Annotated in this window: 12 protein-coding genes; 9 read left to right on the forward strand and 3 right to left on the reverse strand. The window is 57.3% G+C overall.

Annotation, left to right across the window (positions count from 1 at the left end; genetic code table 11):
* Positions 1-29 precede the first annotated feature (29 nt).
* The gene (locus tag Q5Y75_RS25095; RefSeq protein WP_306202697.1) at positions 30-908 is read right to left on the reverse strand and encodes a CobW family GTP-binding protein; all 879 of its coding nucleotides are present in this window, start codon (positions 906-908) and stop codon (positions 30-32) included.
* Positions 901-2,538, reverse strand: a complete 1,638-nt coding sequence (locus Q5Y75_RS25100) for an amidohydrolase (protein ID WP_306202699.1) — start codon at positions 2,536-2,538, stop codon at positions 901-903. Before Q5Y75_RS25100 ends, Q5Y75_RS25095 begins: the two co-directional genes overlap by 8 nt.
* 107 nt (positions 2,539-2,645) lie before the next feature.
* Here Q5Y75_RS25100 and Q5Y75_RS25105 point away from each other — a divergent pair, with 107 nt between their 5' ends.
* The 9 genes from Q5Y75_RS25105 (at position 2,646) to Q5Y75_RS25145 (ending at position 13,611) form a co-directional block, all read left to right on the forward strand.
* Positions 2,646-3,578: a LysR family transcriptional regulator gene (locus Q5Y75_RS25105; protein WP_306202701.1), complete on the forward strand. Its 933-nt coding sequence runs from the start codon at positions 2,646-2,648 to the stop codon at positions 3,576-3,578.
* A 197-nt stretch (positions 3,579-3,775) separates the two neighbouring features.
* Positions 3,776-5,356, forward strand: a complete 1,581-nt coding sequence (locus tag Q5Y75_RS25110) for an ABC transporter substrate-binding protein (RefSeq protein ID WP_306202704.1) — start codon at positions 3,776-3,778, stop codon at positions 5,354-5,356.
* A gap of 55 nt (positions 5,357-5,411) precedes the next feature.
* Complete coding sequence (locus Q5Y75_RS25115; protein ID WP_306202706.1) at positions 5,412-6,389, forward strand: ABC transporter permease; 978 nt, start codon at positions 5,412-5,414, stop codon at positions 6,387-6,389.
* Positions 6,386-7,252, forward strand: a complete 867-nt coding sequence (locus Q5Y75_RS25120) for an ABC transporter permease (protein WP_306202708.1) — start codon at positions 6,386-6,388, stop codon at positions 7,250-7,252. Before Q5Y75_RS25115 ends, Q5Y75_RS25120 begins: the two co-directional genes overlap by 4 nt.
* On the forward strand, positions 7,249-8,892 hold the full coding sequence (locus Q5Y75_RS25125) for an ABC transporter ATP-binding protein (protein ID WP_306202710.1): 1,644 nt from the start codon (positions 7,249-7,251) through the stop codon (positions 8,890-8,892). The genes Q5Y75_RS25120 and Q5Y75_RS25125 overlap by 4 nt, the downstream gene beginning before the upstream one ends.
* Before the next feature lie 968 nt (positions 8,893-9,860).
* Positions 9,861-10,493, forward strand: a complete 633-nt coding sequence (locus Q5Y75_RS25130; RefSeq protein ID WP_306202712.1) for a DedA family protein — start codon at positions 9,861-9,863, stop codon at positions 10,491-10,493.
* An 87-nt stretch (positions 10,494-10,580) separates the two neighbouring features.
* The gene (locus Q5Y75_RS25135) at positions 10,581-11,546 is read left to right on the forward strand and encodes an HlyD family secretion protein (protein ID WP_306202714.1); all 966 of its coding nucleotides are present in this window, start codon (positions 10,581-10,583) and stop codon (positions 11,544-11,546) included.
* A complete protein-coding gene (locus tag Q5Y75_RS25140; RefSeq protein ID WP_306202716.1) occupies positions 11,543-12,469 on the forward strand; it encodes an ABC transporter ATP-binding protein in 927 nt (308 codons plus the stop codon). Before Q5Y75_RS25135 ends, Q5Y75_RS25140 begins: the two co-directional genes overlap by 4 nt.
* Complete coding sequence (locus tag Q5Y75_RS25145) at positions 12,466-13,611, forward strand: ABC transporter permease (protein WP_306202717.1); 1,146 nt, start codon at positions 12,466-12,468, stop codon at positions 13,609-13,611. Before Q5Y75_RS25140 ends, Q5Y75_RS25145 begins: the two co-directional genes overlap by 4 nt.
* 52 nt (positions 13,612-13,663) lie before the next feature.
* Here Q5Y75_RS25145 and Q5Y75_RS25150 read toward each other — a convergent pair.
* A partial coding sequence (locus tag Q5Y75_RS25150; protein ID WP_445758207.1) for an MGH1-like glycoside hydrolase domain-containing protein occupies positions 13,664-14,012 on the reverse strand: 349 nt, incomplete at its 5' end.

Raw genomic sequence — 14,012 nt, forward strand, 5'->3', positions numbered from 1 at the left:
ATATACGAGCCGCTGAGGTTTTGCAGCGGCTAGGCCAGCGCCCGGCTATGGTCTTTCCGGATCACAATGACCCCCGGTTTGGCGGTGGAGGGTGCGCCAGTGACTGTGTAACGCCGTCCGACCAGCTGCAACGTCACCGGCTGCTGGTTTCGTGCGGAAATCATGTGGCCCTTGGCCCTCAGAATATCCGGATCAGCTGCCAATTTTTGGGCGAAGGCCTCGGGGTCAACAGGCTCTGACATCGCGAGGACATTTGTAACGAGACGAATGTTATGCCCCTCGCGACTTTGACCGGGTTTTTTGAGTGCCTCGATATGACTCAATATCAATTCGCTATCGACGTCTTGCCCCCGGCTTTCGATGACACCGGCCAAAGGGGCGTGTTCGTGCACGCTGTCATGGCTTCGGCGCATCTGATCTGAGGAGGCCAAGTCGGTCTTTGTCAGGATCACAACGTCAGCAGAATCGAGTTGCCGGCTGATAGTGTCGGCGATGTATGTATCGTTGAGATGGCCGGGCAAGGTTTCTGCATCCGAAAGGATGACGATGCCATGCACCCGGATGTCATCCCCGAAAAGTCCTATTGCAGAGCCTATCGCACCGGGCAGTGCGACACCGGATGCCTCAAGCAGGACATGATCGGGCGCAGGATCGAGTTTGCGAATCTGCGTCAGGGCGAACATCAGGTCATCGCCATAGGAGCAACAGACGCACCCACCCGCCAGGACAGTCAGGTCACCGTCCTGCGCCTCGATCAGGTCGGCATCTATCGGCAGGCTGCCAAATTCGTTGACCAGAACCGCGAGGCGCTGCCCGTGCGCGTTTCGCAGCAGGTGATTGACCAGAGTGGTTTTGCCCGCGCCAAGGTAGCCACCGATAATCGTAAGGGGCAGAGTGGGGTCAGACATCACACGTTCCAAAGACCTTGCCGCCAAGCACGGTTCCCCACACCCTTGTCTCTTTCAATCGTTCGACGCCCATTTCTTCGGGATCGTCTTCAAGCACGGCAAAATCCGCGCGTTTGCCTGTTTCGATCGACCCGAGTTCCTTGTCCAGATGCAAGGTGTACGCCGCCCCCAAGGTGATCGCGCGCAGCGCCTGATCCAAGGTGATCTTTTCGGCCTCGCCAAGAATACGGCCGGATGCCGTCTGCCGGTTCATGGCGCACCAGGCCGTGAACAAGGGGCCCAGCGGTGTTATCGGCGCGTCGGAATGGATGGCAAAGGGGACACCCTCGCGCGCGGCGGTTCCCGCGGCGTTCATGCGTTCAGCGCGCTCTGGTCCGACGGTCAGTTCATAGTGCTGATCGCCCCAGTAATGGTGGTGATTGGCGAACAGGTTCACGCAAAGGCCCAGCTCTTTGATTTGTTGGAACTGTGCGGTATCGGCCAACTGGCAATGCTGGAGCGTAAATCGATGATTGTGAGATGGGGCCTTTCTCAACACCCGGGCCATAGTATCCAGAACCAGCTGTGTCGCCTCATCACCGTTGGTGTGGGTATGGACCTGGATTCCCTTGCGCAGAGCCTGTTCGAGAATGTAGGCCAATTGCTCTGGCGCGATGTACCAAAGCCCGTTTGGCGCACCATTGTAGTATCCCGGTGCCCGCAGGCGGGCCGTAAACCCCTGGATCGAGCCATCAACGACGATCTTTATCCGCCCCAACCGCAGCTTGTCGGTGGATTGCGGCGCCAGCGCCTCGACATGCGCGATCAGGTCTTCCGGGCTAACGCCGTGATGGAATCGCAGCGGGACGATGCGGGCCGGATAGCGGTCGTTTCCAGTAACGTTAAGGAGGGTTTCAACCGCATCTTCTGGCAATCGTGCCGCGAGATCGGTTGCGGTGGTCACACCGGCACGCACACACAGCTTGCCAAAGCGCCACATGCCATGTTCGTCACAGGACAGCATATCCCTGTCAAAGCCGACATGGATCGAAACGGGGCTCATGACGTCCGGCCCCCTGAGTTCGCCCGTGGGCAGACCATCAATCCCGAGGGGCACCCCCTCGTGATTGATACCGGTGCGCATCAGGCCAGCCAGTTCCAGAGCCTTGGAATTGACATTCATGATGTGGCCGGAGGCATGCATGACACCAATCGGACGCCTGCTTGAAATCGCATCAAGCTGGTGGCGGTTGATTTTCTGATTGTCGAAATAGATCGGATCAAGCGACCAGCCGGGAAGCGGCGCGTCCGGATCATCAAGCCGTGCTTCTGCGGCGGCGAGCTTGGCCAGCATCTCATCGACGGTTTTGCATCCCGCCTGCATCTCACCTTCGGGCGACATGCGGTCAAAGAAGCCGACATAGGTGTGAGACCAAAGGGCACCTTCCTGCAAATGGCAGTGCCCTTCCACGAGGCCCGGCATCAGCACCTTGTCGGCAAACCGGTCGTCTAGGGTATAGGGCCCCCAACCGCGCAGTTCATCCAGCGTGCCCGCACCCAGAATGATCCCGTCGCGTATAGCGACATGACTTGCGACAGGTCGCTGCGGATTCATTGTCAGGATTTTTCGGGCGGAAAAGATTGTAAACATCGACGTGGCGGTCCCGGTATGCCTGTAGCACCTAAAGGCTAGGTGGTTTTCAATGCAGCACAAACTAGATTTAATAGGCAGAGAAACTCTATTTTTTGGAGGAATCCATGTCGCTGGCTCTGACCCTGAAACAGATGCGCTATGTCGAGGCTGCCGGGCGTCTTGGATCGATCACCCGTGCCTCCGAAGCGATGAGCATTTCACAAAGCTCGGTAACGGCCGCGATCGACTCCCTTGAGGCAGAACTGGGTTTTGACATATTCAACCGCGTCCCGGCGAAGGGCCTGCAGGCGACACCCGCTGGGCTGGATGCGCTGCAGCTTATCAGTCGCTTCCTGTCGCATCACCGGGATTTCGAAACAGAGCTTCAGGCGATCGGCGGTGTACTGACCGGAACGATCCGCCTGGCCTGTTTCGCAACAGCCGCAGCGACGTTTCTACCACCAGCGATCGAACGGTTTCAGGCAGACATTCCGGGCGTTCGGTTTGAGCTGGTTGAAGGCAATATGGATACTGTCATTGATTTTCTGGAATCCGGCCAAGCTGACCTGGCCTTCAGCTACAAAGAGGTCATAACCGATCAGCAGAGTTTCGAACCGATGGTGGATCTGCCCCATTACGCCATGGTGAACGCGCAGGATCCGCTTGCCCGGCAACCCTCGGTCCAGCTGGCTGACCTGACCCATCTTCCGATGATCAGTTTAAGCCTGCCGCGTTCCCGTGCCTATTATTCAGACCTTTTCGAAAAAGCCGGGTTATCGGTCAATGTGGTGCATACTTCATCATCAGTAGAAATGATCCGCACGCTCATCGCTTCAGGGTTCGGCTTTACTATTCTTAACGCACGCCCCGCCACGTCGTCATTGGCGCAGCAGGGATGTTCGGTTGTTCCAATCTCTGATCCGATCCCAACGCGACCCTTCGGGATCGTGACCCAATCGCGCATCGTTTCGCCAAGGCCAGTGCGGCATTTTATGGAGCATTGTGCTGCTCTGCGTGACGAAGGCGTGTTTGAAGAGATGGCCGTAAGGATGCCCTGACGGACCCCGAAATCTCGGTCGAGGCGTGACAACTGGTGCCTGTCTTGGGCGCGGCAACGGTATTTGATCTGACCAGCATTCATCATAAAATGTGGTGTATGGCCTCATTAAATCTATTTTTCCGGGGCCATAGCCGAGCCTACGCTCATGGAAAATCCAACGAAAAAACTTCTGTTTCCAACCGAGGAGGTCCGATGATGACCACATTTCTAAAGGCATTGGCACGTTCCGTCGCCGCAGCGGCGCTGCTTGTGGGCGCGGCCCATGCCGATGAACCGGTCAAGGGCGGCACCTTGATCACGACGCTGCCGCAGACGCCCCGCCACCTGAATCCCGCTGTTCAATCCGGCATCGTGACAGGTGCGCCGGGTGCCCAGCTTTTTGCGGCCCCTTTGCGGTATGATGAGGATTGGACACCACAGCCTTACCTTGCAGAAAGCTGGGCTTGGTCCGATGACGGATTGTCGATGACCCTTAACCTAGTGAAAGACGCGCGGTTCCATGATGGTGAACCGATCACCTCTGAAGACGTGGCGTTTTCGGTCGAGACGATCAAAGCCAACCACCCGTTCAAAACAATGTTCGGTGTCGTCGATTCTGTTGAGACCCCGGACGAACACACAGCCGTCCTGAAGCTCAGCCAGCCGCATCCCGCACTCTTGCTCGCGATGTCGTCTCAGCTGATGCCGATCATTCCCAAACATATCTACGGGGATGGACAAGATCCCAAATCCCATCCGCGAAACGGTCAGGATGTGGTCGGCTCGGGGCCGTTCAAATTTGTGGAATTCACGCCTGATCAACAGGTTATCCTTGAGCGCAACGACGACTTCTTCATCGAGGGCCGCCCGTATCTGGATCGCATCGTATATCGCATCATCAAAGACGCCGCCGCCCGTTCCATCGGGATGGAGAATGGCGAGCTGCACATGACCACCTTCGAAAACACGGTGCGCAACATCAAACGGATGTCCGAGAATGACAGCATCACGGTCACTGACGAAGGCTATGCCGCGATCGGGCCGATCAACTGGCTGGCCTTCAACACCGGTCAGGACGGCCCGCTGGCCGACAAGCGCGTGCGACAGGCTATTGCTTATGCCGTGGACAAAGAGTTCATTCTGAACGCCATCATGCTGGGTCTGAGCCAGGACGCGAAAACCGGTATTCACCCCGGATCACCGCTCTACTACGAAGGTGTAAACGGATATGACCTTGATCTCGACAAGGCAAATGCGCTGCTTGATGAGGCCGGATACCCGAAAGATGCAAATGGTACTCGTTTTGCTCTGACCATAGATCACGGAAACCCGACGACGAAACCGCAAGCGGAATTCACCAAAGCCTCGCTTGCCAAGGTCGGAATCGACGTCACGGTCAATTCATTCGTGGACTTTCCCACATGGGCCAGCAAGATCTCGAACCACGACTTCGATATGACCTGGGACACCGTGTTCAACTGGGGCGATCCGGTGATCGGCGTGCATCGCACCTATGACAGCCAGAACATCAAGGAAGGTGTTATTTGGTCCAACACACAGCAATATACGAACCCCAAGATTGACGAGTTGATGAATGCCGCCGGTCAGGAGATCGACCCGGAGAAGCGCGCGGCGCTCTATCGCGAGTTTCAGGAAATTCTCGCCGAGGATCTGCCGGTTTACTGGACCAACACGCTGCCCTACCACACGGTCTATTCCAACAAGGTGCGCAACCCGCCTTTGGGAATCTGGGCGTCATCCTCGCCCTATGACCTTGTTTACCTGAAAGAAGAATAAGACAGTCAAGTAACCCGGCCCCGACCCTCGGGGCAGGCAACTTCCGGGGTTGGGCATGGCGTTTTTGAAAGTTCTGGCGCAGCGCATTGGTTACGCAGTGGTGCTGCTGATTGCCGTGCTTGTCCTGAATTTCACTATGATCAACCTCGCCCCCGGCGATGTGGTCGACACGATCGCCGCCGATATGGGCGGCGCGAATGCCGAACTGATGGCGCAAATCCGGGCCGAATATGGTCTGGACCAACCGGTAATTGTCCAGCTGGGGCGTTATATCGGCAGGGTTCTGCAATTCGATCTGGGCTACTCGTATTTCTACAATCGCCCTGTCACCGAATTGATCTTTGAGCGTTTGCCGGCGACCCTGTTGTTGGTTTTCTCGGCCCAGATATTCGCATTGGTACTGGGCATCCTGCTGGGCGTATTCGCGGCCCAAAAGCCCAATGGGTTGTTCAGCCATATCGTGACGCTTTTTGCGCTGTTTGGATATGCGGCACCGGTTTTCTGGACCGGAATACTGCTTCTGATCGCCTTCTCACTCAAGATTCCGCTGTTTCCGGTCGCCGGTATGCGCGATGTGACAATTGAGGGCGGGTTTTTTCCGCAGGCCTTATCCATCGCGCATCACCTTGTTCTGCCGATGCTCACGCTGGGCTCGATCTTCATCGCGCTCTATTCAAGGCTTTGCCGCGCTTCGATGCTGGAAGTACTGGGATCGGATTATGTGCGCACAGCCAAGGCCAAGGGTTTACGCCCGCGCGATGTCGTCATGAAGCACGCGTTGAAGAACGCGCTACCGCCGGTCGTGACGTTGGCCGGTTTGCAGTTCTCGGCGGTGATCTCTGGCGCGGTGCTTGTTGAAACAGTGTTTTCGTGGCCGGGTCTGGGGCAACTGGCGCTGACCTCGATCCTTGCCCGGGACACGCCCACGATATTGGGGATACTCTTCTTTTCGGCTCTGGTCGTGATCGTGGGCAATCTGCTGACGGATTTCGTCTTGCGCATGATCGATCCCAGAGTCAGGGGGCGGGGATGAGCGACCAAACCACGATAAAGGCCCGTTCGCCCTTTGCCGAAGCGTTCGAGATGTTCCGCCGCAATCACGCGGCTGTGGCCGGTCTGATCGTTTTGCTGTTGATCGTCGGCGTGGCGATATTTGGACCGCTGATCTATCCCGGCAACCCGTTCGATATGGTCTGGGCACCCTTCACGCCACCGGGGCAGGATGGCTACCTGTTGGGCACGGACTATCTGGGCCGTGATATCCTGTCGCTGCTAATCCATGGCGCAAAGGTCTCGCTGACGGTTGGTTTGGCGGCGGCGTTTGTGACCGTCACGATCGGCATCACCGTCGGAGCGCTTGCAGGGTTTTACCGTGGATGGGTTGAAGAAGTGCTCATGCGCTTTACCGAGTTCTTTCAGGTCCTGCCGACACTGCTGTTCTCAATGGTCATCGTGGCGCTGTTCGGCGCGTCGCTGACCATGATCACCATCGCCATCGGGCTGGTCAGCTGGCCCGCGGTCGCGCGGATCACCCGCGCCGAGTTTCTGCGTATCCGCGAGCTTGAATATGTCACGGCTGCACGTGCGGGTGGGGTGCGCAATGGCGGGCTGATCTTCCGGGTGATTTTGCCAAACGCCTTGCCCCCGATCATTGTTCAGGCGGCGCTTATGGTTGGCTCGGCAATCCTGTTCGAAGCGGGGTTGAGCTTTCTCGGCCTGACCGATCCGAACGTGCCGAGTTGGGGCCAGATCATCGGGTCAAATCGCGAGTATATCCTGGATGCGAGCTATACAGTCACTGTTCCAGGCGTGGCGATCTTTATAACCGTTCTTGCGATCAGCCTTGTGGGGGACGGCCTGAACGATGCGCTCAATCCAAAGCTGAGGCAGCGATGACCAGCCCGCTTTTATCCGTTGAGAACCTGCGCATCGAACTCGCTGCCCGCGCGGGCATGGTTCCCGTTGTCGATGACCTGTCGATATATCTGAACGCGGGCGAAACGCTCAGCGTCGTGGGTGAATCAGGCAGCGGCAAATCCATGACCGCGCTTGCCGTCATGGGGCTCTTGCCCTCGATCGGTCATATCGCCGACGGTCGCATCCTGTTTGAAGGCCGCGATATGACGCAGATGGATGACGCGTCGCTGCGCGCCATTCGGGGCAACCAGATCAGCATGATCTTTCAGGAACCAATGACCTCGCTCAACCCGGTCTACACCGTGGGCGAACAGATCGCCGAGGTTTTGCGTCTGCATAAGGGCCTAAGCCATCAGGATGCCTGGTCCCGTGCAATTGAGCTGTTGGATGCCGTGCGGATTCCCGATGTCCAGCGGCGCGCAAAGGCGTATCCGCATGAAATGTCGGGCGGACAGCGCCAGCGGGTCATGATCGCCATGGCGCTGGCCTGTCGACCAAAGATCCTGATCGCAGACGAGCCCACGACCGCGCTTGACGTGACGGTGCAGGCAGAGATTTTCGAGCTGATGCGCGAACTGGCACGTGAAACCAGAGCGGCCACAATCCTCATTACCCACGACATGGGCGTGGTCGCCGAAATGGCGGATCGCGTGGTGGTGATGTATCGCGGCGAAAAGGTCGAGGACGGACAGGCGGAGGCGGTGATCCGACATCCTCAACATCCCTATACGCAGACCCTGATCGCAAGCGTACCGCATCTGACGACCGAAGCCGCACCGACCGGTATCAAGGCAGCGCCCGACGCCGAAGATCCCCTGCTGTCGGTTCGCGACCTGACCGTGCAGTTCCCTGTGAAGAAGCGGTTCGGAAAGCGTGAAATGTTCACCGCTGTCAATGGTATCAGCTTCGACGTGAGGCGTGGGAAAACGCTTGCGATCGTCGGCGAAAGCGGTTCGGGAAAGACAACTGCGGCGCTGGCGGTGGCGCGCCTTGTTGATGCACAGACCGGTCAGGTCACGCTGGATGGGACCGACATGCTTGGCCTTGAGGGGGAAGCCCTGCGCCGAGCCCGCGCCAAGGTTCAGGTCATTTTTCAAGATCCCTATAGCTCGCTCAACCCGCGCCTGCGCGCAGGTGACATCGTTCGCGAACCGCTCGACAATCTGGGAACCCTGCCCGCATCTGAACGCGAGGACCGGATCGCCGAGCTCTTTGACAAGGTCGGGTTGCACCCTGATCAGATGCGGTTGTTCCCCCATCAGTTTTCCGGCGGCCAGCGCCAGCGTATCAGCATCGCGCGCGCGCTTTCGACCAATCCGTCCCTGATCATCTGTGATGAGGCCGTTTCGGCCTTGGACGTGGTCATTCAGGCGCAAATTCTCGATCTCTTGCAGGATTTGCAGCGTGATTTGAATTTGACCTATTTGTTCATCAGCCACGACCTCGGCGTTGTTCAGCAGGTCTGCGACGAAATCGCCGTCATGTATATGGGCGATATTGTGGAGTTCGGGGATCGGCAAACGATCTTCTCCAAACCAAGCCAAGCCTACACACGCAATCTGCTCGCAGCGGTGCCTACAATCGAACGTGCCCGCAACGTCTCATCTGCCGCCCCCTGACTTGGACCCGTTGATCCGTAGGCTACGCCGGTTCACCCGCCAGTGAGGATCAATGCGAAATCGTCTATGCCCTTTGCGAGCGCAGTCGCGGCGGCGGGGTTTGCTGGAGCGGCAATCGCCTTGAGTTCGGCCACATGACCTCAATCGAAAAAATCATGAGAATGGTCTGAGGTGGAAATAGGCGGGCTGGAGGGCAAACACACACCCACCCGGCCCTGGCCACAACCGACGCACCCCCCAACTCACACAAGGCTCGATCAATGGTTGAAAAAAGCGTTAGTCATAGGCGAGAAGCCTAGCAAGTTAACTTTCTGGCCTGTTTTTGCCACAAATACGCGATTCGCCCCAAATGGCTTTGCAATCTAGTGATTCCTGGGTTTTCTGGCGCTCTGCGATGGTTTTTGGGCATAGGACCACCTGAGCTGTTGAAAAGACAATCCAAGCCATTCTGAGCTATTGTAGCCAGCATTTGCGTATCGGGCGCACGCTGGCGGGTGCGCGGCGACACGATCACCGGATAATTGGCGGCCATACCATCCACCCGCCAGCGAAAGTACATTGAACCCCTCCACCTTAATAATATTATTTAACAATTGGTTAGCGCCATGTCATTGGCAAAAAATCTCAAACTGGAGCAATACACGCAAGGATCGAAGTCGGAATATTCTTGGTCCTACGGGAATCCCCCAATAGCGCGGCATTAGCCGTCTGTTTACCACTTTGGACATGAGGTTCGACAGCCCCCTCTTCGGACCTCAGGCTTTGAGGGGATCGATCAATTACAGGTCGATCCCCCTAACTTTTTTACAGCCCACCACTCCACTCGACCAACGCACCGGTTCTACTCCGGCTTTGACTTCGTCTGCCTGTGCCAGCTCCTCGCTGGGTGCTCTGAAACAACCTGCGCGCGCTCCTGTTGAGGAACGGACTTCCCTTCGACTGCCGTTACGATAGAGTCCGATTTCAAGATGCATCACCTTTCGGAACACTTCGTAAACCTGATTGAAAGCTACGGGCTCATTGTACTTTTTGTGACGTTGTTCTTTGAAACGTTTGGCCTGCCACTACCCGGAGAAAGCGCACTCGTCGCCACATCCGCTGTTGCGGCCAAAGGATCACTTAACATCGTGGCGGTTGCTGCGGTCGCCGGCCTCGCGGCCATAGCGGGCGACAACGTTGCCTACCTGATCGGTCGGCATTATGGCCGCGCGCTCATCCTGGCCTATGGCGGCCGCTTCGGTATCTCGGAAGAGAAGTATCAGGCGGCAGAACGCGCAACGGAGAAATACGGCGCCTATGTTGTGGTCTGTGCACGGTTCTTCGTAGTGCTTCGGCAACTCAACGGTCTGGTTGCGGGTTCGGCAAACATGCCCTGGCCAAGGTTCTTTGTTGCCAATGTGGTAGGGTCTGCACTCTGGGTCTCATTCTGGGCAACAATTGCCTATCAGTTCGGGCAGCACATTTCTCTGCTGCCCAAGGCCCTTCATCACCTGTCGTTGATTGCAGCGATACTGATCCCTGCAATCCTTGTGCCGGTGTTTGTTTTTGGTCGCAGCGGCCTGAAAGAGCGCAGCTCGGACGCCAGCAAGTCATCTCCTTGATGCACCGCCTTTACCTAGTGCTTGTTAGATCTTGGCATGGGCCTGTAACCTAACACAAAAAGGAAGCGGTTCAGAGGAGCCAAGCTGTTGTTTAATATATCTGCACCTTTTTCTCTTCTATTTCTGGCGATGGTCCCTGCTGCCCTGCTGGATCGATGCGCTGGCTCGGACTCCAGCGCGGCCCTGGGTGTGCTGGCCCGCGACAGGGTGGCGCTGACCGCAACAGCCAATGAAGTCATTGTCGACCTGCCAATTGCCGAGGGAACACCGGTAAAGATCGGCGACGTTCTGGTGCAGCTCGACAATACGCTGCAAAGCGCAAAGCTGAATCTGGCTCAAGCAGAGCTTGAGAAATCAAAGGCGACGCTTCTCAAGCTTGAGATCGGTCCCCGGGAAGAAGAAATTGCCATCGCAGAGGCCAAGGTGGCAGGCGCACAAGCACGCCTGTCAGATGCAGAGGCGATGTATGACCGAAACGCGCTATTGGTGCAGAACTCGGTCGTGACCGAGGCGCGTCTCGAACAGGATCTTGCGATTCGGGACTCGGCGCGTGCCGAGCTTGCCAGTGCCATGGAATCTCTTAAGGAACTCCAGAACGGAACTCGGCCAGAAGATCTTGCCGTTGCCGAAGCAAACGTTCGCGCCGCCGAAGCGCTGGTGGAAGCCGAGCAGAATGTCCTCGACAATCTGACGGTCGTCGCAACCCGGGACGGAGTTCTGGATTCATTGCCCTGGAATCTCGGGGAACGTGTCACCCAAGGCAGCCCGGTTGCGGTGATAATCTCCGGAGATACGCCCTATGCCCGCGTTTATGTGCCCGAGCCGCATCGAGTCAGCATTTCGCCGGGCGACAGGTTGCAGGTTCATGTGGATGGCCTGCAGAAGGCATTGGATGGCACGGTTCGATGGATCAGCGATGACCCATCATTCACACCATACTACGGGCTGAACAAGGATGATCGCACGCGGCTTGTCTATCTTGCCGAAATCGACCTGCCCGGCGCGTCACCCAACCTTCCCGCAGGGGTGCCCGTTCAGGTCGAAATGCCATGAGCGATCTGGTGGTTGCCACCAGCGGGCTGACACGCCGGTTCGGAGAAAAGACAGCCGTTGACAACCTCGACCTCGAAATCCGTACGGGTCAGATCTACGGTTTCCTTGGTCCAAACGGGTGCGGAAAAACGACCACCATGCGCATGTTGACCGGTCTGCTGACGCCCAGCAGCGGATCAATATCGGTCTTGGGCCACCCCATGCCCGACTATGCCGAACCTCTCAAGCATGAGATCGGCTATATGACCCAGATCTTTTCCTATTACCGAGATATGACGGTGCTGGAAAACCTTCGCTTTGCGGCCGAAATTTACGGAATGCCGCGCAAAACCACGAAGGATCGGATCGACGAATTGCTGGGCACCTACGACCTAACGGAAAACGCCAACCAGCTCACCGGTAGCATGAGCGGCGGGCAACGCCAAAAACTTGCGCTGGCTGCAACTGTGATGCACCGCCCAAAATTGCTGTTTCTGGATGAACCCACATCTGCGGTAGACCCCGAAACCCGACGCGCATTCTGGGAGCAGCTGTTCGATCTGGTCGATCAGGGCGCGACGATGATCGTCTCGACCCATTTCATGGACGAAGCAGAACGATGCCACAGGCTGGCCATTCTGGAACATGGCGTCAAAAAAGCGGACGGAACCCCGAGGCAATTGATGACTGATCTGAACGCAGCCGTTGTCGAGGTCGAGGGGGACGGCTTGCGCCAGGTCAAACGCGCTTTGGATGAAACCGGCAAAACACTATCGACCGCTCAGGTCGGTGCCCGCCTGCGCGTGCTGGTCGAAAAGTCCGAAGCCGATCCTGTGGCAATGCTGCAATCCTTGTTGCAGGGCTTTCCGGGCCTGTCCTTGTCCGTGCAGCGTCCAAACCTTGAAGATGTGTTCGTCAGCGCAACAAAGGGAGCCCTCTCGTGATCTCCCCGCGCCGCATCACCGCCGTCCTGAAAAAAGAACTGCTGCAATTGCGGCGTGACCGGATGACATTTGGTATGGTGGTCATGATCCCCCTGATCCAGTTGCTATTATTTGGCTATGCGATCAACACGAACCTGCGCCATGTGCCCGTCGGCCTCGTGGACCACGCCAACACCGAATTGTCGCAAACGCTTGTGCAGATCGTGCAGGCCACCCAGGTTGTCACCGTCAAAGAGGTGTTCCTGACGCCGGAAGACGCCGAGCAGGCGATCACGGAAGCAACGATACGCGCGGCCCTGATCATACCGCCTGACGTGGACAGCCGCCTGGCGCGAAGCCCTGCCGTTGGTCTTGGGCTGCCCGACGCGACGGACCAGACGAGCAGCCGCCCGGTGGCCCACTGGATCGTCGATGGCTCTGACACGATGGTCGCCAGCGCCATCAAGTCGTTGCGTACCATGCCCCTGACCGAATTGCTGAGACTGCCGCCAAACCGCCAGGTTCCGACATTCGAGGTGACGCTCTACTTCAATCCCGAGCAACGCTCGGCGGTGAACATTGTCCCGGGCCTTGTCGGCGTCATACTGACCATGACCATGATCCTTTTTACCTCGTCCGCAATCGTGCGGGAGCGGGAACGCGGAAACATGGAGATGCTGATCAACACACCGATCAAATCCGTGGAATTGATGATTGGCAAGATCATTCCCTATATCTTCCTCGGGCTGATTCAGGTGGCAATCATTCTCGGCCTCGGGCATGTCCTTTTCTCGGTGCCCATTCATGGCGGTCTGGGAACGTTGCTGGTCGTGACACTTCTGTTCATCATCGCCAGCTTGTCGCTGGGGCTGGTGATCTCCACACTGGCGCAGAACCAGCTTCAGGCCATGCAGATGACGATCTTTGTCCTGCTGCCGTCGATACTAATGTCCGGCTTCATGTTCCCGTTTGATGGTATGCCGAAACCGGTTCAGGTGATTGCCCAGGTGCTGCCGGCCACCCACTTCATGGACATGATCCGTGGCGTGGTGCTGCGCGATGCGTCACTTTACGCCTTGCGCAGCGACATCTTGTGGATGGTCGGTTTTGCCGTTGTGGGACTGCTGGCCGCAACGCTGCGCTTCAAGAAGCGGTTGGGGTGAGAACCTGTCCAATGTCAGCGCGAATGGGTCAGCTTAGAGTGATCTGATCCATTCACGCGGCAATCTGCTGCGTTTTCAGGATTTCAATCACCATTGCGGCGGTCCAGGTGAATTGCGTTCCACCACAAGGGACGCCGGTCGTCGGGTCATAATACTCGGCAAATCCACTTTCATGGATCAAACGCAAACAGTCCTGCCTGATGCGATCCGCCATCGCAACCTGACCGGCATTATACAAGCCGTCAGCGATCATGTAGTTCACGATAAGCCAGGCCGGGCCGCGCCAGTACCGACAACCGTCGAATTCTGCGGCATCGGGATCGTGGCTGGGTACCAAATGTTCGCATCGTTCCGACAGATCGCCGATCCTTTGGGCGATTGCTTTGGCCTTGTCTTCCGGG

Source organism: Ruegeria discodermiae, from assembly GCF_030758345.1.
Taxonomy (GTDB): domain Bacteria; phylum Pseudomonadota; class Alphaproteobacteria; order Rhodobacterales; family Rhodobacteraceae; genus Ruegeria_C.

What these genes read in the sequence shown, in the direction of transcription:
- Q5Y75_RS25125 (WP_306202710.1), top strand. Translation starts at nt 7,249, where the DNA reads ATGACCAGCCCGCTTTTATCCGTTGAGAACCTGCGCATCGAACTCGCT.
- Q5Y75_RS25140 (WP_306202716.1), top strand. Translation starts at nt 11,543, where the DNA reads ATGAGCGATCTGGTGGTTGCCACCAGCGGGCTGACACGCCGGTTCGGA.
- Q5Y75_RS25100 (WP_306202699.1), bottom strand. Translation starts at nt 2,538, where the DNA reads ATGTTTACAATCTTTTCCGCCCGAAAAATCCTGACAATGAATCCGCAG.
- Q5Y75_RS25120 (WP_306202708.1), top strand. Translation starts at nt 6,386, where the DNA reads ATGAGCGACCAAACCACGATAAAGGCCCGTTCGCCCTTTGCCGAAGCG.
- Q5Y75_RS25095 (WP_306202697.1), bottom strand. Translation starts at nt 908, where the DNA reads ATGTCTGACCCCACTCTGCCCCTTACGATTATCGGTGGCTACCTTGGC.
- Q5Y75_RS25105 (WP_306202701.1), top strand. Translation starts at nt 2,646, where the DNA reads ATGTCGCTGGCTCTGACCCTGAAACAGATGCGCTATGTCGAGGCTGCC.
- Q5Y75_RS25110 (WP_306202704.1), top strand. Translation starts at nt 3,776, where the DNA reads ATGACCACATTTCTAAAGGCATTGGCACGTTCCGTCGCCGCAGCGGCG.
- Q5Y75_RS25130 (WP_306202712.1), top strand. Translation starts at nt 9,861, where the DNA reads ATGCATCACCTTTCGGAACACTTCGTAAACCTGATTGAAAGCTACGGG.
- Q5Y75_RS25115 (WP_306202706.1), top strand. Translation starts at nt 5,412, where the DNA reads ATGGCGTTTTTGAAAGTTCTGGCGCAGCGCATTGGTTACGCAGTGGTG.